Origin of the sequence: Proteus vulgaris (assembly GCF_023100685.1) — a bacterium.
GTDB lineage: Bacteria > Pseudomonadota > Gammaproteobacteria > Enterobacterales > Enterobacteriaceae > Proteus.
Window position 1 is genome coordinate 182,606 of record NZ_CP090064.1, and the last position, 18,799, is coordinate 201,404.

The window sequence follows — 18,799 nt, forward strand, 5'->3', positions numbered from 1 at the left end:
AATAACGAGACATCAGGTGTTTCGGCACCTGATGTATTGAGTATAAGGGCATATTGCTTTCCCAAAAATAAGCGATATAACAACGAAAAAAAGAGAGCCACTGTGAAAGTGTTGACTGTTTTTGGCACACGCCCTGAAGCGATAAAAATGGCACCTTTAGTGCACGCTTTAGCAAATGATGATTCGTTTGAAGCGAAGGTATGTGTTACGGCCCAACATCGAGAAATGCTTGATCAGGTATTAAATCTTTTTGAGATCAAACCAGATTATGATCTCAATATTATGAAACCAGGACAAGATTTAACGGATATTACCTGTCGTATTTTAGAAGGGTTAAAACCGGTATTAGCATCATTCCAACCTGATGTTGTTTTGGTGCATGGTGATACAACGACAACCATGGCAGCAAGTTTAGCCGCTTTTTATCAACGAATTCCGGTTGGTCATGTGGAAGCAGGATTGCGTACAGGTAATCTTTATTCACCATGGCCAGAAGAAGCCAACCGTACCATTGCAGGGCATCTTGCCATGTATCATTTCGCGCCAACAGAGACAGCAAAATTAAATCTGGTACGAGAAGCGGTTGCAGATAAAAATATTTTTGTTACCGGAAATACTGTTATTGATGCACTGTTTTGGGTGAGTGATAGAGTGATGGGCAATCAAACACTCTTGAATGAACTCGCTGTAAACTATCCTTTTATTCAGCCAGATAAAAAAATGATCCTTGTGACGGGGCATCGTCGCGAAAGCTTTGGTGGTGGTTTCGAACGTATTTGCCAAGCATTAGCTGAAATTGCCTTAGCGCACCCTGATGTTGAAGTTGTCTATCCTGTTCACTTAAACCCAAATGTGAGTGAGCCTGTTCAACGCATTCTTCACGGTATTGACAACATTAAACTAATACAGCCACAAGATTATCTCCCATTTGTTTATCTAATGAACCATGCTTACCTTATTTTGACCGATTCTGGTGGGATCCAAGAAGAAGCGCCTTCATTAGGTAAGCCCGTTCTGGTCATGCGAGACACAACAGAGCGCCCAGAAGCAGTTGAAGCGGGTTCTGTTCGCTTGGTGGGAACCGACACCAAACGTATTGTTAGCGAAGTAACCTCTTTATTGACAGACGAAAACGCGTATCACCAAATGAGTAAGGCGACAAATCCTTATGGTGATGGACATGCCTGCCAACGTATTCTTGAAGCATTGAAAAAAAATCAGGTGACATTATGAGTTTTGAAACTATTTCTGTTATCGGCCTCGGCTACATTGGTTTACCTACAGCGGCAGCTTTTGCCTCTCGTAAAAAAAGCGTCATTGGTGTTGATGTTAATCAGCATGCAGTTGATACAATTAATAAAGGTCAAATTCACATTGTTGAACCTGATCTCGATAAAGTTGTTAAACAAGCCGTTGAAGAGGGGCATTTAAAAGCCTATACCACGCCACAGCCAGCAGATGCTTTCCTTATTGCGGTACCAACACCGTTTAAAGGTGAACATGAGCCTGATTTAGCCTATGTTGAATCAGCGGCTCGCTCTATTGCACCTGTACTGAAAAAAGGTGACCTTATTATCCTTGAATCGACGTCACCTGTTGGTTCTACTGAACAAATGGCACTGTGGTTAGCCGAAGCTCGCCCAGATTTAACGTTCCCTCATCAAGACGGTGAAGAAGCAGATATTGATATTGCTTATTGTCCTGAGCGTGTATTACCAGGCCAGGTTATGATTGAGCTTATTCGTAATGACCGAGTTGTTGGTGGGATGAACCGTAAATCCTCCGAGCGTGCGAGTGATCTATACAAAATTTTCCTTGAAGGTGAATGTGTTATCACCAATGCACGTACCGCAGAAATGTGTAAGCTAACGGAAAATAGCTTCCGTGATGTTAATATTGCATTTGCTAACGAATTATCGCTGATTTGCGCTGACCAAGATATCAATGTGTGGGAGCTAATTAGCTTGGCGAACCGCCATCCACGCGTCAATATTTTACAACCAGGTCCAGGTGTTGGTGGACACTGTATCGCAGTTGACCCTTGGTTTATCGTGTCACAAAATCCAAAGCAATCTCGTTTAATTCACACTGCGCGTTTAGTCAATGATGGCAAACCAGTGTGGGTTATTGATCAAGTGAAAGCTGCGGTTGCTGATTGCCTGACTGAAACGGGTAAACGTGCTAATGAAATTAAAATAGCCTGCTTTGGTTTAGCCTTTAAACCTAACATTGATGATTTACGTGAAAGCCCAGCTATGAACATCACCAAACAAGTGGCAGATTGGCACAGCGGTACAACATGGGCTGTTGAACCTAATATTCATGAGTTACCAACAAAACTGAAAGGGATCACGGAGTTAGTGTCAACTGAGCAAGCATTAAAAGATGCTGATATTGTCTTGATGCTCGTTGATCATCAGCAATTTAAAGCGATCCCAGGTAGTAAAGTCACTCAAAAATGGATTGTAGATACGAAAGGAGTATGGCGTTGAAACGCATTCTAGTTACGGGTGGAGCCGGTTTTATCGGCTCTGCTGTTGTTCGACATATTATTGAAAACACCAATGACAGTGTTGTTGTGGTGGATAAGCTGACTTATGCCGGTAATTTAGAGTCATTAGCGACAGTGGCTAACAGTGAACGCTATGCGTTTGAGCAAGTTGATATCTGTGATAGAGCAGAGCTTGACCGCTTATTTGCTCAATATCAACCAGATGTTGTGATGCATTTAGCAGCAGAAAGTCATGTTGACCGTTCTATTGATGGTCCTGCGGCATTTATTGAAACCAATATTGTCGGTACTTACACATTACTGGAAGCGGCTCGTCATTATTGGCAAGTACTCTCTGAAGATAAGAAAGCGGCATTTCGTTTTCACCATATCTCAACAGATGAAGTATATGGCGATCTAGAAGGTACAGATGATTTCTTTACTGAAACCACACCTTATGCCCCAAGTAGCCCTTATTCTGCTTCTAAAGCATCAAGTGACCATTTAGTACGTGCATGGTTACGGACTTATGGCTTACCTACGGTGATCACAAACTGTTCAAATAACTATGGCCCTTATCATTTCCCTGAAAAATTAATCCCTTTAATTATTTTAAATGCGATTTCAGGAAAGCCATTACCTGTCTATGGAAAAGGTGAGCAAATTCGTGATTGGCTCTATGTTGAAGATCATGCTCGAGCTCTCTATTTAGTCGCAACAACAGCAACACCGGGTAAAACCTACAATATTGGTGGTCATAATGAACGCCGTAATATTGATGTTGTTAAAACAATTTGTGCGCTATTAGAAGAGTTATATCCAGCAAAACCAGAAGGTGTTGCTCAATACGCTGATTTAATTACATATGTAAAAGATAGACCTGGTCATGATCTGCGTTATGCCATTGATGCTGCGAAAATTGAAGCTGAATTAGGTTGGAAGCCCGAAGAGACATTTGAATCAGGTATTCGTAAAACTGTTTTGTGGTACTTAAATAACGAAACATGGTGGAAACGTGTACTTGATGGCTCTTACGCAGGTGAACGTTTAGGGCTTGGAAACTGATTAAGTAAAAGGATAAATGATGAAAGGTATTATTCTAGCGGGTGGCTCTGGTACACGACTACATCCGATAACCAAAGGGGTATCGAAACAGTTGTTGCCTATCTACGATAAGCCCATGATCTATTATCCGCTTTCAGTTCTGATGCTTGCTGGTATTCGAGATATTTTGATCATCACAACACCCGATGACATGACCTCATTTCAACGTTTATTAGGTGATGGTTCTGCATTTGGTGTTCATCTTCAATATAAAATACAGCCATCGCCAGATGGTTTAGCTCAAGCGTTTATTTTAGGTGAAGACTTTATTGGTGATGATCATTGCTGTTTAGTGTTAGGCGATAATATCTATTTTGGTCAAGGGTTTAGTCCAAAACTAAAACAAGTTGCTCAACGTGAACGCGGAGCGACAGTTTTTGGTTATCAAGTAATGGACCCTGAACGATTTGGTGTTGTTGAATTTGATGATAATTTCAAAGTACTGTCGATTGAAGAAAAGCCGGAACAGCCTAAATCTAATTGGGCAGTAACAGGGCTTTACTTCTACGATAACCGTGTGGTGGATTTTGCTAAAAAAGTAAAACCCTCAATTCGTGGTGAACTAGAAATTACGTCTATTAATCAGATGTATCTTGAGTGTGGTGAGCTTAATGTTGAACTGTTAGGGCGTGGTTTTGCATGGTTAGATACCGGCACTCACGACAGTTTAATTGAAGCCAGTACTTTCGTTCAAACAGTTGAAAAGCGCCAAGGATTTAAAGTGGCGTGTCTTGAAGAGATTGCTTGGCGTAATGGATGGCTCAATGATGACCAAGTAAGAGAAAGTGCAAAATCACTGTCTAAAACGGGTTATGGCCGCTATCTATTGGATTTATTACATGTCCGTCCTCGCCAATATTAATTATCTTGAGTGGGAAAGTGAATTTTTCTCACTCAAAACAGGGCGTCTTGAGTTTGATACTCGAGCGCCAGTATTAATGGACAAACAGCTTGATGCATTTGCTCTAGTTCAGGCTAAAGTCGCATCTCATGAGCTTTCACTCATCGATAAACTCAGTCAATTAGGTTTTCAATTTGCGGAAGGTGAAATTGATTTTAAACTTCCAATTGGCATAGAAAATGCTTGTAAGAAAGCGCCTGAATTATGTTTTAGAAAAGCCAATGACGCTGATATTAATTTACTGATGACAACTGCATCAGAGGCTTTTGTACAAAGTCGTTTTCGAGCACCTTGGTATCAAGAAGACGATAGCAGTCGCTTTTATGCATTATGGGTTAAAAAAGCCGTACTAGGCACGTTCGATGATATCTGCTTACTAACTTATGATATTGAAAATAACATAAGTGGTTTTGTCACTTTACGTCGTCTATCTGAAAGTGAAGCAAGAGTGGGGTTACTTGCGGTAATGCCCAATAGAACAGGACAAGGCATTGGTAAACAACTGATGTCGGCCGCGAAGTTTTGGTGTCAACAGCAAGGTATTTCAACCCTATATGTTGCAACACAAATCAGCAATATTGCAGCTTCGCGTTTATACACACACAGTGGGGGCTTAATAGAGAGCACCACTTATTGGTTATACAGGGGATAATATGATTCCGTTTAATAAACCACCCGTTGTCGGCACCGAATTAGAATATATGAAACAGGCCATGGAAAGTGGCAAGCTCTGTGGTGATGGCAATTTCACAAAAAAATGTGAAAAGTGGTTAGAAGAACAATTTCATTGTCATAAAACGCTGTTAACGCCATCTTGTACTGCATCGCTTGAAATGGCTGCTATCTTATTAGATATCAAGCCAGGCGATGAAGTCATTATGCCGAGTTTTACCTTTGTTTCGACCTCTAATGCGTTTGTATTACGTGGGGCAACCATTGTTTTTGTTGATATTCGTCCAGATACCATGAATATCGATGAAACAAAAATTGAAGCGGCAATTACAGACAAAACTCGTGCTATCGTGCCTGTTCATTATGCGGGTGTTGCGTGTGAAATGGACACGATTATGGCTATTGCGAAAAGACATAATCTGTTTGTTATCGAAGATGCTGCACAAGGCGTCATGTCAACTTACAAAGGTAAGGCTTTGGGCACTATTGGTCATATTGGTTGCTATAGCTTCCATGAGACTAAAAACTACTCATCAGGTGGTGAGGGTGGTGCAACGCTCATTAACGATCCTGACTTAATCAATCGTGCAGAAGTTATCCGTGAAAAAGGCACTAATCGTAGCCAATTTTTCCGTGGACAAGTCGATAAATACACTTGGCGTGATATTGGTTCTAGTTACTTAATGTCAGATTTACAAGCTGCATATTTATGGGCACAGCTTGAAGAAGCCGAAAAAATTAATGAACGTCGCTTAGCGTTTTGGCAGATTTACTATGACGCATTGACGCCATTAGCAGAGAAAGACTTATTAGCGCTTCCAATCGTTCCTGAAGGATTAGAACACAATGCGCATATGTTCTATATCAAACTGAACAATATCGAGCAACGTACTGCGTTTAATGATTATATGAAAGCGCACGATGTTTTAACTGTCTTCCACTATGTGTCATTGCATACCAGCCCAGCAGGTATGAAGTTTGGCCGTTTTGATGGTGAAGATATTTTCACTACGCAAGAAAGTGAACGTTTAGTGCGTTTACCTATGTTCTACAATATGACAGAAGAAGAACAGCAAACCGTTATTGGCCATATTCGCGATTTCTTTGCTTAATTATGTCATTAGCCAAAGCATCAATTTGGACAGCGGGATCAACCCTGATAAAAATCGGGGCTGGCCTGCTTGTCGTCAAGTTACTCGCTGTCTCCTTTGGTCCTTCTGGCGTGGGATTAGCAGGTAACTTTCGTCAATTAATTACCGTACTTGGTGTATTGTCTGGTGCGGGAATTTTTAATGGTGTAACGAAATTAATCGCACAATATCAAGATGATGATATTCAACGCAAAAATGTGTTGGGCACATCATCGGCTATGATCTTGCTGTTCTCTACACTATTAGCTGTTTTATTTCTTCTTTTTTCTGCTCCCATTAGCCAAGTATTATTTGGTGATGATTATCATCAATATCAGGATATTGTAAGAGCCGTTGCTTTTATTCAAATGGGAATAGCATATAGCAACTATTTTCTTGCCATATTAAAAGGTTATCGTGATGCGGCTGGTAATGCCTTATCTGTGATCGCAGGTAGCATTATTGGTGTTATTGCTTATTATTTATGCTATTTATTTGCGGGTTATCACGGTGCATTAATTGGACTAGCATTAGTTCCTGCACTTATTTTATTTCCTGCTACATTTTTAGTAGTAAAACGTAAGCGATTTGCGTTAAGTGAGCTTAAACCTCGTTGGGATAAGGCAATAGCAAGCCATCTTGGTAAATTTACTATTATGGCGATACTGACATCGATTACGTTACCAGTCGCTTATATTATGATGCGTAATCTACTTGCTGAGCACTATAGCTGGGATGATGTTGGTATTTGGCAAGGCGTAACTAGCATTTCAGATGCTTACTTGCAGTTTATTACAGCCTCTTTTTCTGTTTATTTGTTGCCAACACTCTCTCGATTAACGCAAAAGAGTGATATTACCAAAGAGATCGTGAAATCACTGAAGTTTGTACTTCCTGCGGTTGCCGTTGCCAGTTTTATGGTGTGGTTATTGCGTGATTTTGCAATTTGGTTACTGTTTTCAGATAAATTTGTCGCTATGCGTGATTTATTTGCATGGCAACTTGTCGGTGATGTTTTAAAAGTAGGTGCCTATGTCTTTGGCTATTTGGTCATTGCAAAAGCGGCACTACGTTTTTATATCCTTACAGAAGTAAGTCAATTTGCTTTACTAACACTATTTTCCCGTTGGCTTATTCCTGAACATGGCGCACTTGGTGCTGCTCAAGCCTATATGGCGACGTATATTATTTACTTCCTTCTCTGTAGTTCTGTTTTCGTGATTTATTGCAGGCGCAAATGACAACTTTGATTTACGTACTAGGTTCAGACATTGTGCATCATAACAACACAATGTTACGGTTTTTTAACGACCACCTCGTTACTGAGGCGGGATTAACGTATAAACCTCGTTTTATCGTTGCCAGTAAAGATACTTCACTGCAAGAAAGCTACCCAGCTTTAGACATTGAGTGTTTAGCGGATAAAAAGCAGGTTGCGCAGAGAGTGATTACATTGGCAAAGGCCGATACTCACCAACGATTCCTTTTTTTAGGCCAATTTAATGCTCCTATTTGGCTAGCATTACTGACAGGTAAAATTAAGCGTCATCAGTTTTGGTGGCATATTTGGGGGGCTGATCTGTATCAGGATTCTAAGCAACTCAAATTTAGACTGTTTTATCTTCTTCGTAAGTTGGCACAAAAACGGGTAGGGCGAGTGTTTGGCACACGAGGTGATCTTAACTACTTCGCGCAATTTAACGTTAATATTCCAGCAAGTTTGCTCTATTTCCCAACAAGAATGGACCCTGCTCTGACTGTGACAGAAAAGTCATCTATTGATGCACAACAAATCACTATTATTGTCGGAAATTCAGGAGACAGATCAAATCGCCATGTTGAAGCATTACAATCGATAGCAGAACAATATGGAACGCGCGCAAAAGTGATTATCCCAATGGGATATCCTGATAATAATGACGCATATATTGATGAAGTCTCTCACGCTGTTAATCAGTTACTTCCTGATAATCAGGTTGAAATTTTACGTGACAAACTGGCATTTGATGATTATTTAGCCTTATTAAAGACATGCGATTTAGGCTATTTTATTTTTCATCGCCAGCAAGGCATTGGTACGCTTTGTTTACTTATCCAATTTGCGATCCCTTTTGTTATTAGCCGTCAAAACCCATTTTGGCAAGATTTAACAGAACAAAATGTTCCAGTCTTTTTCTCAGGTGATAAATTAGATGTTGCACTGATTGAAGAAGCTCAACGTCAATTACTTATGCTTGATCGCCAAAATATTGCCTTCTTTGCACCTAATTTTACTGAAGGTTGGAAACAGTTGATTGAGATAAGCACAGGAGAGCCCCAATGACATTGGCGGAACTGGGTGGCTTAACACTCGTTTATTTTATCTCCTTAAGTTTTATTTTATTACTGACTTATCAAGAGTTTCGTCGAGTTCGTTTTAATTTTAATGTTTTTTTCTCAATGCTCTATTTGCTGACATTCTATTTTGGCTTTCCACTAACCTGTATGTTGGTGTTCCAATTTGATGTGGCCGTTGTTCCTGTTGATTCATTATTATACGCATTATTAGCCTCTACCAGCTTCTATGCTATTTATTATGTAACTTATAAGGTTAGGTTGAGAAAGCCTGTTAGCGGCCCTTCTAGGTCGTTATTTACGATGAATAGAGTAGAAACTAATCTTACTTGGATCTTATTGGCATTAATTGCATTTGTGACAGTGGGAATTTTCTTCCTACAAAATGGTTTTTTACTCTTTAAGCTCAAAACATACAGCCAAATTTTTTCAAGCCAAGTATCTGGTGTGGCGCTTAAGCGCTTTTTCTACTTCTTTATTCCCGCCATGCTGGTGGTTTATTTCTTAAAACCGACACAACAACGCTGGATTTTCTTCCTGTGTGCAACGGTCGGTTTCGGAATTTTAACTTATATCATTGTGGGTGGAACTCGCGCGAATATCATTATCGCTTTTGCTCTGTTTTTATTTATCGGCATTGTTCGTGGTTGGATAACGTTGTGGATGCTGGTTGCTGCGGGGGTGATGAGTATTGTCGGGATGTTCTGGCTGGCATTAAAACGCTATGGGCTTGATGTCAGTGGGGCTGAGGCTTTCTATACTTTCTTGTACCTAACTCGTGATACGTTCTCTCCTTGGGAAAATTTAGCATTATTACTTGATAATTATGACAAGATTGAGTTCCAAGGGCTTGCTCCGATTATTCGTGATTTTTATGTTTTTATTCCTTCTTGGGTTTGGCCTGAGCGTCCTGATGTGGTACTCAATTCAGCAAACTACTTTACATGGGAAGTCCTTGATTACCATGCAGGCCTTGCGATTTCACCAACCTTAATTGGTTCTTTAGTGGTGATGGGGGGCGTTGTGTTTATCCCATTAGGTGCAATCGTGGTGGGATTAATTATTAAATGGTTTGATTGGTTGTATCAGCAAGGACTTAATGAAAACAATCGTTATAAATCCGCTATTTTACAAGCATTCTGCTTTGGGGCTATTTTTAATATGATTGTTTTAGCGCGAGAAGGGGTTGATTCCTTTGTCTCTCGTGTTGTGTTTTTCTGTCTGGTTTTTGGTTTATGTTTAGTTGTTGCAAAACTGCTGTATTGGTTATTTGAAAGCGCGGGATTAGTGCGTAATTACGTGACTCGTCAAATACAAGGTGAACCTCGTTTAGAGAAAAAGGAAAAGTAATGGGATCCAATTCAATTCCGAAGTATTCAATCCGTGGACATAATATCTGGGGATTTCGCGATATGGCTCATTTTCTGGATTATCTTTATGAAGGAACACAAATAAAAAGTGGATCTCTAATTGCGATAAATGCAGAAAAAATCCTAACCGCAGAAACCGATACAGCCTTGAATGAATTGCTTAACGAAGCAGATTATCTTTATGCCGATGGCATTAGTGTTGTGCGGGGTATTCGCCGTAAGTATCCAGATGCCAATGTTTCTCGTATTGCGGGCGCAGATTTATGGGAAGCATTAATGGAAAGAGCAGGTAAAGAAGGAACGCCAGTCTTTCTTGTTGGTGGCAAACCAGAAATTCTAGCTCAAACCGAAGATAAGCTAAAATCACAATGGAATGTGAATATTGTTGGGAGTCAAAATGGTTACTTCACACCTCAAGATAGAGATGCGTTATTTGAGCGTATAAAGGCCTCTGGTGCGAAGATAGTGACTATTGCTATGGGTTCACCTAAGCAAGAGTTATTTATTCGTGCATGTCGTGAGATTTATCCTGATGCATTATATATGGGTGTGGGGGGGACTTATGACGTATTTACAGGTCATGTGAAGAGAGCACCTAAAGCATGGCAGAACCTTGGCTTAGAATGGTTATATCGTTTGTTATCACAACCAAGCCGAATTAAGCGCCAATTTAAGTTGCTAAAATTTGTTGGATACTACTATTCCAATAAATTGTGATGGTCATTGAGCGTTTGTTTGTTAGCTAAATGATTTATTCACACTTTCATCTAGCATCTTCATTGTTTAATTATTATACTGGTGGGGCGTTTAGCGTGTAAAAACGCTCCATTTATCGACGAAATGCACAAACTATCGTCAAACAAACTTTTTTTTTCAAAAAGCACTAGACAGACAGTGCGTAAATCCGTACTATCCTCTCCCGCAACGGCGTGAAGCGCCCGTAGCTCAGCTGGATAGAGCGCTGCCCTCCGGAGGCAGAGGTCTCAGGTTCGAATCCTGTCGGGCGCGCCATTAAAGCGTGCTAAGAGTTACGGTGAAGAGCGTTGTTGTAAGAAGTAAATAAGATAGCTGTTATGGTGGCTATAGCTCAGTTGGTAGAGCCCTGGATTGTGATTCCAGTTGTCGTGGGTTCGAGTCCCATTAGCCACCCCATCTTATCTTAGTTATTGTTTATGCGAGGGTGGCGGAATTGGTAGACGCGCTAGCTTCAGGTGTTAGTGTTCTAACGGACGTGGGGGTTCAAGTCCCCCCCTTCGCACCAATAAACAAGATAAGAGCAGTGATTCAGACGGCGAGTAGCGCAGCCTGGTAGCGCAACTGGTTTGGGACCAGTGGGTCGGAGGTTCGAATCCTCTCTCGCCGACCAATAAGAGAAAGCCCCGATTTTATCGGGGCTTTTTCGTATCTGCGATTTATACCTTTACATTTAAACTCAGCATATTTATTTTTTCATATCCATATCCATATCCATATCCATATCCAATTTTAGCTTTGGCTATTTTTTCTGGTGCTTATTCTTAATTGATCTCACATAGGAATAATATCGTCACTCTTTATAAGTGATATCTGGTCTTATCACTTAAGCTTTATTAATAATTTAATTTATTGCCTTATTTTAATCTTCATAAAATGAATAGGTGAATTAATAAAAAATCATAATTTAATTATATGAAATATAAAGATTTTATTTTTTATGTCGGCAAATGCCAACACTTAGCATTTTTAATGTCGTCAATAGGTGACACTTAACCTATTGATTTAATGCCATTAAATAACTTGTGTGTTTTTCTTGTCGTGAAAAAGAGACGTATGTTAGGCCTTATATTTTCTTTTCTATTTAGCAATAGCAGCATGAAAGCATAGGTGACGTACTTTTTATCATAAAGGATGAGTGAAACAGAAAAGGGAAACTAAAATTCAATAAGTTATCTTATCTTTTTGAGGTGGGAGATTTTTATTATCAAAAAAATAAAAATTGGCACGCTAAATGCATTATTTATATTGTAGATGCTCATTCCACTCCTTATGATAGCTTTGACTTCATAAACCTAGGAATGATGCAGAGCCGATTATTCGGTGCCTACGTCCACGTTAACGATGAACATCATTCATCATCAACAGGACGAAACGTTGAGTGAGGCACCATCCGTCTGTAGACCTGATTGTATATTTATGCGCCTGTATAGTTTTATACAGGCGTTTTTTTCTATATGCTCTTTTTTACGCCATATAGCTCATCCGTTTTGTGTTCATCGCGTTATCACGTTATCATCCAGCGCAAGGATAGGCGGGAGATAGCAGCATTATGATAAATAAACAAAAAGCATACCTTGCACAGGAAAGACTCTTTCTTATAGAGAAGTTTGGCCCATTGTTATTCTTTTTGATCCCGTTGATTATGCTAATTATTGGTGGCAAATCATGGGCTAAATATGTGGCTTTTCTTTGTCAGGGGATTGCACTGATTTATATCGTGGTGTTTTACCAAGCAAGAAAATATTATTTGTCATTTAATCAAGAAAACGTGAAAGGAATACCCAGCCGTTTTTACCGTATTGCTTGGGTATATATCTTTTTGACTTTATGTGTAGAAGTGGTGTTGTTATTTCAACATGGCTTTTAAATAAAATAAAAAACCCTCAATAATTGAACTGACCCCAGTTTATTGGACAGTTTAAATTAGTTAGGTAAAGACTGAGTTCGGTATTGAACTGGACTCAGTCCTTTTAATTTTATCTTGATCCGTTCCGTATTGTAATACTTGATATATTCATGAAGTTCTTCTTCTAGTTCATCCAAATCTCTAAATTGCTTTGTATAAAAACATTCTGTTTTTAATATGCCAAAAAAATTCTCTATTACTGCATTGTCTAAACAATTTCCTTTTCGTGACATACTTTGAGTAATGCCTTGTTTCTTAAGGCTATTGTGATAACGGCTCATTTGGTATTGCCATCCTTGATCTGAGTGCAGTATAAGCTCGCCTCCCTGAGTCAATTTTGAAAAGGCTTGGGTAAGCATCTGTTCAATCATGTTGTAATGAGGACGTCTAGCTATTTGATAGGAAACAATTTCTTGATTAAATAAGTCAAGAATAGGCGAAAGATAAAGCTTTTCACCTTTTACCTTAAATTCGGTGACATCGGTAACCCATTTTTCATTGGGCTTGCTGGCATGAAAATTTCTTTTGAGATGATTATCAGCAATTCGGCCTAATTGACCTTTATAAGAATGATATTTTTTAGGTCTTACAACTGATTTTAATCCTTGAGCCTGCATTAATCGTTGTACTTTTTTATGATTAATAACGGCTTCATTTCGCAGTACAGCAGTGATCCTTCGATAACCATATCGACCTTTATGTTGATGATAAATAGTCCTTATTTTATCTTTTAATAATTTATCTTTTGAGTTATTACTATTTTTTTGATGGTAATAAAACGTACTTTTTGATAAGGAAAGGGCACGTAATAAAACCAAAATAGGATAAATCATTTTTAGTTGATTAACGACCGCAACACGTTGTTTTACCGTCGTTTTGTTTCCTGCAATTCTTGTAACTTTTTTAAGCAAGCATTCTCAGCACGTAAATACTCGAGTTCCTTTAAAAGTTCTTTAACCGATTTATCTTTGTCATTTTTAGGTAATTCTGTTTTCTTTTTAGTCAATGTAGGTATTCCTTTTTTCTTGGGAGCTAATGCTTTAATACCATGAATATCCATAATATTTTTCCATTCCCATAGAGTTGTAAAGGTTGGAATATTAAAAAGAGCGGCGGCTTCTCTGATAGAGAGCGAATGTTTTGCCATGTGAGACAATATATGCATTTTTAGCTCAAGAGAATAGATTGCTTTGGATTTTCGAGGCTTAATCCCCTCAATACCATGCAATTGATAAGCGGAGCACCAGTGACGAACCTGAGAAGTATCAATAGAAAAATGCTTAGCCGTTGATAGAAAACCATTGCCTTCGAGATAAAAATTAATCACATTTAGTTTAAAATCAAGAGAATATTTAGCCATAGAAAAACACCCCAAAGTTGGTGTCCAACTTTTGGGGTGCAGTTCATAATAAAGAGGGTTTTTAAATCAGTTAATCAAACAATTTATGATCACATTTTTATCGAATGAGCTTACTTACTTTTTTTCGGCTCTTCAAAGATGACTGAATCTTTTTTCAGTGTCATTAATAAAGCATCTTTACGCACTTTAGCCGACTCTTCAGATTTTTTCTGTTTATCCAAGACATCAGCAAGCCACGCAAAGTCATGAACATCAGGACGCTGTTTCAACGCATTACGAAATGCCGTTTCTGCTTGTACCCATTGCCCTTGCTGCATGGCTATTTGACCTAATGTACTGTTGAGCAATGGTGTAGGACCATGTTGCTTAATCAGTGTATTTAGTACTTTTAAAATCACATTAGCATCTGTATTTTTTAAACGTGGCAATAGTAAGATCAAGCGTTCATCATACTGACGTTTGATCCCTTCTAAAATGATCGTTTGAGCAGTAACAGGATCGTTGCACTCAATAAGATGTTCAGCTAAAACAACACGTAATGCATTATCATGATGTACTTTACGTGGTTGTGCTTTCCACCAATTTTTTAGCCCATCACAGCCACTTTCGGACATTTTTTGTCCCATAATGCCAATGTAGGCTTTTTGGCGTAATTGCTCTAATTCATCATCTGTATGCAACGCAATTTTTTGCATTGATGGGATGATATCAAGCAATGCTTGCCAAGCAGCGGTTCGGGTATAAGCCGTTTCAGCTAAACGTAAAACCTCAGGATGGCGAGGTGCTTGATTTAATAATTCATCAACCCCAGTACGTGCCGCATGATTTTCATTTTGCGCTAATAAAATACGCACCCGTGTAATATCAACTGGGAGTTGATTGGTATCGGCAAGTTCAGCTGCTCGTTCAAGGTGTTGCTGAACTCGGAATTCATCACCACGCTGTTGTGCAGCTTCTGCTGCTAATAGGTAGTTTACAACTGGCTGTTCTGCATAGTCTGCGTTGCGACTCATCAGTTTTTCAACTTCTTTAAAGTCGCCTTCTGCTAATTTCATTAACGCCATACTCGTTTGTTTACGAGCACGATTACGTTTACGGAAAGAAAACCAACTATAGGCTTTTGAACCTGTACCAATAAAACGGCGATAACTCCAACCAATTAGTAACAGTGCTAATTGCAGTAAAACAAACATAATGACAAGGCTGGTCACACTGGTTTCAATATCCCAATCATCCGTTTGTATAAGCACATAACCTTGATGGCCTGCCAATAGTGGACCAAAAATGATGCCAGCAATAAGCACCACAAAAAGGAGTAGTATTTTTAACATAAGCTTATTCTCCTTGTTGTGTTACTGCTGTATCAGCCGTTGCGCTATCAGCTGCGGCATCTTGTACGCTTTTCGATGTACTATCAGCTTCTACGGCTTGAGCATCTTGGGCTTCAACAGCTTGCACTTCAGTTACTTGTGGCTCTGCATACTCATTTTGTGTCAGTAGATTGCGGATTTGTTTTTCTACACGCTTTTCTAGCAATATCGGGCTTTTCAATTCTGACGGCATTGCAAGCGTAATAGGTTGCTTCTCTAATTCAGATACCGTATCTAAAAATGCGGTTGTACTTGGATCAGAGGTATCAAAATAAGCACGAACCCAAGTGGATACTGCTTCAAGCGATTGCTGGTAGATCTCAGTCTGATGGCGAGGAACAGCTTGGGAAGCAATTAATAAACGTGAACGAATATTCTCACGTAAATAGATATCTTGGTTGGGTGCTAATAAAGGAACGGCTTCAGTATCTCGACGACGGATAGTAATGAAGTCATCCATAAAGCTTTTCCAGCTTTTACTTAGGTTTTGTTTCCAATCTGACAGCGAACCTGAAATAGTTTCGTCATCTTTATCCATTGGTGAGCCATTACGCTCAAGATCTGCTAAACGCAGATTATCAACCTGATTAGCTAATTGATTTATCTGTAAGATAGTGCCGTCGTTATCAATCTTGGTTAATGCGGCTAAACTACTGATATCTTCATTAATAGCACGACGAATTTCAAGTAAACTTGGATCGTTCATTTCTGCCAAGCTACTATCCGCACCTTTTAGTAAACTTACTGCGGTCACCACATCTTGGTCATTCCATAACTTACGACCCGCCATTTTAACCATAAAATCGGCTTGCGCTAATAGCCAACTTTTCACATCTGCACTGGAAATAGCGGCAAAACGTGTTTGTAGATCTTGAATTTGACGCTCTGTTGTTTGGCGCTCGTTTTGTAATTTATCGATAGTCTGTTTTTGTGAGTTAAACATGCTATCAATATTGTCAAAGCGTTGTTGATAAGTATTTTGGAGTTGTTGTAATTGGGCAAGCTCAGATTTGAGTGATTGATTTTCTACACTCAGCTTTGATGCTTGTTGATTGGTGTAATAGTAAAGGCTACCACCGATTGCCAAAATAACAAGGATAGCAACAGCACTTCCAATTAGACCTGAGCGCTTGTTATTAACAGGTTTGACTTCCTGATAGCGGACATTCTCATCAGCTTTAGCTGCATCTTTTGGCAAGTCATTATCATTTGTATTTTTCTGTTCCGTCATATCGGCGTCTCATTTAGGTTCTATATTAATGCATGAAATAAAGCATCATTATTGGCACTTTCAGCAACGGTGACGGTTTCCCACCCTAATGTTTTTGCTATTGTTGCTAATCGTTCACTCACCACCAGTAAATGGCAGTTTAACAGCCATGCTTTCTTAGATTCAGCGACCAGATCAAAGAGTTGTTGTAACATTTCACCGCTAGTGACAACAAGTGTATCAACCTGTGCTTTTTCCCACTGAAGCGCAAAATTGTCAGGGGAATAATTAATAAATAGGCGTTGGTAACATTCGCATTCATCAATCATTGCACCTCGTTGGCGTAATGTTGTTGCAAGTAAGTCACGACCACCGTTACCTCTAAGCAGTAAGATCTGTTTATTTTTCACCAGATTGAGTGTAGGAAGCGCGAGAAGATCTTCGCTAGTTTCTCCTTGCTCAGGATAGTGAATAGAAAGACCGCTTAAATGTTGGAAATCCTTTGCTGTGCTTTGACCTATTCCATAATAGGATAGCGTATCTGGCCATGATTGTTGTAATTGATTCAGTTGCCTGTTTGCGTATGACACCGCATTTTTAGAAAGTAAAAAAACACAATCACCCGCCTTTAATCCTTTTAGTTTAGCATCTAATAAAGGAAGCTCACGACCTGCGGTGATCTCTATTAAAGGTGCTTGAAATGCTGTTTTACCTGCATTAATTAAACGCTGGGTTAATGCTTTTCCAGCAGGATCAGGGCGAGTGACTAAAATACTCATGCGGGTGCATTACCCTGATATACCGCTGTTAGAATGGCTCTGGCACCTTTATCTAAAAGCTCTTCAGCCAGAGAAATACCTGCGGTTTCAGCTTCTTGTGGGGATACTAAACGCTCACCACGTAAAATAGTTTCACCATCAGGTGAACCGACCAAAGCCCGTAACCAAATTTTGTTATCTTGCCAAATAGCGTAACTTCCAATTGGAACCTGGCAACCGCCTTCAAGGCGCGTATTCATTGCACGCTCTGCTTTAACACAAATTGCTGTTCGGGAATGATTGAGAGCATCTAATAACTGACGAGTATCATTGTCATCTAAACGACATTCAATACCCACAGCACCTTGTCCAACTGCAGGTAAAGATTGCTCTGCGGATAATGGTGTGCGGATACGTTCATTTAGACCAAGGCGTTTTAAGCCTGCAACAGCAAGAATAATAGCATCGTAATCGCCGTTATCTAATTTGTTTAAGCGGGTGCCAACATTACCTCGTAAATCACGAATAATCAGGTCAGGGCGTTGTGCTTTTAATTGACATTGGCGGCGTAAACTTGATGTGCCTACAATGCTACCTGCTGGGAGTTGCTCTAATGAATCATAATGGTTAGAAACAAAGGCATCTCGAGGATCTTCGCGTTCACAAATTGTCACTAATCCTAGACCTTCAGGAAAATCAATCGGAACATCTTTCATAGAATGAACGGCGATATCTGCGCGTGATCCAAGTAGAGCAAGTTCTAATTCTTTTACAAAGAGCCCTTTACCACCCACTTTAGCTAAAGGTGTATCTAAAATGATGTCACCTTTAGTGACCATCGGTATTAATTCGACGACTAAACCTGGATGAGCAAGTTGTAGTTGTTCTTTCACATAGAGCGCCTGCCACATAGCAAGAGGGCTTTGGCGGGTAGCAATACGGATGGTACTTTTTGACATAATAGTATTATCTCTTCCGAGCGATTAGCGATATTTTTGTTTAGAAATAAGGCATTGTTTTAACACTTTAAGGCTCAATTTTCCAGTTAAGGCGCTTTGAGTCGTGATAACAATGAAAGAAATAGAGGGTTAATCGAAAAAGAAAAAAAGAAAAAGGAAATAAAAAATAAGTAAAATAGTGATCTACTACGATGAATTTATTTATTTTCTGAGTTTTATTCTTTTTATATCTATATAAAGAGTGTGGTTGTTTACAAAAATAAAACATTGATCCATTTTTGTTAACAATTGGTTGTTGGTAAATAAGATAAATGTAATACCTAATCTGAACACATTGATAAAACAACCATTATTTTAGATAACGTTTTTTTGGTAATTATTTTTTCATATATAAATATACGATAAAATTTAACAAAAATATTATTAAATAAAAATAAGCGAAATAATAAAAAATAAAAAAATAAATTAAAATTTAAAG

General features: G+C 39.1%; 16 protein-coding genes and 4 tRNA genes. 15 read left to right on the plus strand and 5 right to left on the minus strand.

Annotated elements, in window-relative coordinates; genetic code table 11:
- Positions 1 to 102 precede the first annotated feature (102 nt).
- From wecB to LW139_RS01010, 15 genes are all read left to right on the plus strand, one after another.
- Positions 103 to 1,233 (plus strand): non-hydrolyzing UDP-N-acetylglucosamine 2-epimerase, encoded by a 1,131-nt coding sequence (wecB, locus tag LW139_RS00940; protein WP_069369918.1) that lies wholly within the window; start codon positions 103 to 105, stop codon positions 1,231 to 1,233.
- Entirely contained in the window at positions 1,230 to 2,492 is a 1,263-nt protein-coding gene (wecC, locus tag LW139_RS00945) for a UDP-N-acetyl-D-mannosamine dehydrogenase (RefSeq protein WP_247850502.1), read from the plus strand. The genes wecB and wecC overlap by 4 nt, the downstream gene beginning before the upstream one ends.
- Positions 2,489 to 3,556 (plus strand): dTDP-glucose 4,6-dehydratase, encoded by a 1,068-nt coding sequence (gene rffG / locus LW139_RS00950; protein ID WP_109410139.1) that lies wholly within the window; start codon positions 2,489 to 2,491, stop codon positions 3,554 to 3,556. Before wecC ends, rffG begins: the two co-directional genes overlap by 4 nt.
- A gap of 19 nt (positions 3,557 to 3,575) precedes the next feature.
- Positions 3,576 to 4,457, plus strand: coding sequence for a glucose-1-phosphate thymidylyltransferase RfbA (gene rfbA, locus LW139_RS00955; RefSeq protein WP_247850503.1), 882 nt, complete (start codon positions 3,576 to 3,578; stop codon positions 4,455 to 4,457).
- Complete coding sequence (gene rffC, locus LW139_RS00960) at positions 4,435 to 5,148, plus strand: dTDP-4-amino-4,6-dideoxy-D-galactose acyltransferase (protein ID WP_247850504.1); 714 nt, start codon at positions 4,435 to 4,437, stop codon at positions 5,146 to 5,148. Before rfbA ends, rffC begins: the two co-directional genes overlap by 23 nt.
- Position 5,149: 1 nt before the next feature.
- Positions 5,150 to 6,280, plus strand: coding sequence for a dTDP-4-amino-4,6-dideoxygalactose transaminase (gene rffA, locus LW139_RS00965; RefSeq protein WP_227336290.1), 1,131 nt, complete (start codon positions 5,150 to 5,152; stop codon positions 6,278 to 6,280).
- A gap of 2 nt (positions 6,281 to 6,282) precedes the next feature.
- A complete protein-coding gene (wzxE, locus tag LW139_RS00970; RefSeq protein ID WP_109410122.1) occupies positions 6,283 to 7,539 on the plus strand; it encodes a lipid III flippase WzxE in 1,257 nt (418 codons plus the stop codon).
- Complete coding sequence (locus LW139_RS00975) at positions 7,536 to 8,621, plus strand: TDP-N-acetylfucosamine:lipid II N-acetylfucosaminyltransferase (RefSeq protein WP_210813286.1); 1,086 nt, start codon at positions 7,536 to 7,538, stop codon at positions 8,619 to 8,621. Before wzxE ends, LW139_RS00975 begins: the two co-directional genes overlap by 4 nt.
- Positions 8,618 to 9,982: an ECA oligosaccharide polymerase gene (wzyE, locus tag LW139_RS00980; protein WP_166540252.1), complete on the plus strand. Its 1,365-nt coding sequence runs from the start codon at positions 8,618 to 8,620 to the stop codon at positions 9,980 to 9,982. Before LW139_RS00975 ends, wzyE begins: the two co-directional genes overlap by 4 nt.
- Positions 9,982 to 10,719 carry a lipopolysaccharide N-acetylmannosaminouronosyltransferase gene (gene wecG / locus LW139_RS00985; protein ID WP_166540253.1) on the plus strand — a complete coding sequence of 246 codons (738 nt, stop codon included), beginning with the start codon at positions 9,982 to 9,984 and terminating at the stop codon, positions 10,717 to 10,719. Before wzyE ends, wecG begins: the two co-directional genes overlap by 1 nt.
- Positions 10,720 to 10,936: 217 nt before the next feature.
- Positions 10,937 to 11,013 (plus strand) — tRNA-Arg (locus tag LW139_RS00990).
- A 65-nt stretch (positions 11,014 to 11,078) separates the two neighbouring features.
- Positions 11,079 to 11,154 (plus strand) — tRNA-His (locus LW139_RS00995).
- Positions 11,155 to 11,176: 22 nt separating this feature from the next.
- Positions 11,177 to 11,263 (plus strand) — tRNA-Leu (locus LW139_RS01000).
- Between the two features lie 28 nt (positions 11,264 to 11,291).
- Positions 11,292 to 11,368 (plus strand) — tRNA-Pro (locus LW139_RS01005).
- A gap of 939 nt (positions 11,369 to 12,307) precedes the next feature.
- Positions 12,308 to 12,625, plus strand: a complete 318-nt coding sequence (locus LW139_RS01010; RefSeq protein ID WP_166540254.1) for a hypothetical protein — start codon at positions 12,308 to 12,310, stop codon at positions 12,623 to 12,625.
- A 56-nt stretch (positions 12,626 to 12,681) separates the two neighbouring features.
- On the opposite strand, the gene LW139_RS01015 is transcribed toward LW139_RS01010, so the two are convergent.
- The 5 genes from LW139_RS01015 to hemC form a co-directional block, all read right to left on the minus strand.
- Positions 12,682 to 14,024, minus strand: a protein-coding gene (locus LW139_RS01015; protein WP_432652198.1) for an IS3 family transposase whose coding sequence is annotated in 2 segments (ribosomal slippage) — positions 12,682 to 13,574 and positions 13,574 to 14,024 — 1,344 coding nt in all. Because the reading frame shifts where the segments join, the coding sequence is not laid out codon by codon here.
- A gap of 110 nt (positions 14,025 to 14,134) precedes the next feature.
- Positions 14,135 to 15,355, minus strand: coding sequence for a protoheme IX biogenesis protein HemY (hemY, locus tag LW139_RS01020; protein WP_247850506.1), 1,221 nt, complete (start codon positions 15,353 to 15,355; stop codon positions 14,135 to 14,137).
- A 4-nt stretch (positions 15,356 to 15,359) separates the two neighbouring features.
- A complete protein-coding gene (gene hemX, locus LW139_RS01025) occupies positions 15,360 to 16,625 on the minus strand; it encodes a uroporphyrinogen-III C-methyltransferase (protein ID WP_247850507.1) in 1,266 nt (421 codons plus the stop codon).
- Between the two features lie 20 nt (positions 16,626 to 16,645).
- Positions 16,646 to 17,383, minus strand: a complete 738-nt coding sequence (hemD, locus tag LW139_RS01030) for a uroporphyrinogen-III synthase (protein WP_227336293.1) — start codon at positions 17,381 to 17,383, stop codon at positions 16,646 to 16,648.
- Positions 17,380 to 18,321: a hydroxymethylbilane synthase gene (gene hemC / locus LW139_RS01035; protein WP_166540258.1), complete on the minus strand. Its 942-nt coding sequence runs from the start codon at positions 18,319 to 18,321 to the stop codon at positions 17,380 to 17,382. The genes hemD and hemC overlap by 4 nt, the downstream gene beginning before the upstream one ends.
- Positions 18,322 to 18,799 lie beyond the last annotated feature (478 nt).

What these genes read in the sequence shown, in the direction of transcription:
- wecC (WP_247850502.1), top strand. Translation starts at nt 1,230, where the DNA reads ATGAGTTTTGAAACTATTTCTGTTATCGGCCTCGGCTACATTGGTTTA.
- LW139_RS01010 (WP_166540254.1), top strand. Translation starts at nt 12,308, where the DNA reads ATGATAAATAAACAAAAAGCATACCTTGCACAGGAAAGACTCTTTCTT.
- wzyE (WP_166540252.1), top strand. Translation starts at nt 8,618, where the DNA reads ATGACATTGGCGGAACTGGGTGGCTTAACACTCGTTTATTTTATCTCC.
- rfbA (WP_247850503.1), top strand. Translation starts at nt 3,576, where the DNA reads ATGAAAGGTATTATTCTAGCGGGTGGCTCTGGTACACGACTACATCCG.
- rffA (WP_227336290.1), top strand. Translation starts at nt 5,150, where the DNA reads ATGATTCCGTTTAATAAACCACCCGTTGTCGGCACCGAATTAGAATAT.
- wecG (WP_166540253.1), top strand. Translation starts at nt 9,982, where the DNA reads ATGGGATCCAATTCAATTCCGAAGTATTCAATCCGTGGACATAATATC.
- LW139_RS00975 (WP_210813286.1), top strand. Translation starts at nt 7,536, where the DNA reads ATGACAACTTTGATTTACGTACTAGGTTCAGACATTGTGCATCATAAC.
- hemY (WP_247850506.1), bottom strand. Translation starts at nt 15,355, where the DNA reads ATGTTAAAAATACTACTCCTTTTTGTGGTGCTTATTGCTGGCATCATT.
- hemC (WP_166540258.1), bottom strand. Translation starts at nt 18,321, where the DNA reads ATGTCAAAAAGTACCATCCGTATTGCTACCCGCCAAAGCCCTCTTGCT.
- hemD (WP_227336293.1), bottom strand. Translation starts at nt 17,383, where the DNA reads ATGAGTATTTTAGTCACTCGCCCTGATCCTGCTGGAAAAGCATTAACC.
- wzxE (WP_109410122.1), top strand. Translation starts at nt 6,283, where the DNA reads ATGTCATTAGCCAAAGCATCAATTTGGACAGCGGGATCAACCCTGATA.
- hemX (WP_247850507.1), bottom strand. Translation starts at nt 16,625, where the DNA reads ATGACGGAACAGAAAAATACAAATGATAATGACTTGCCAAAAGATGCA.
- rffC (WP_247850504.1), top strand. Translation starts at nt 4,435, where the DNA reads ATGTCCGTCCTCGCCAATATTAATTATCTTGAGTGGGAAAGTGAATTT.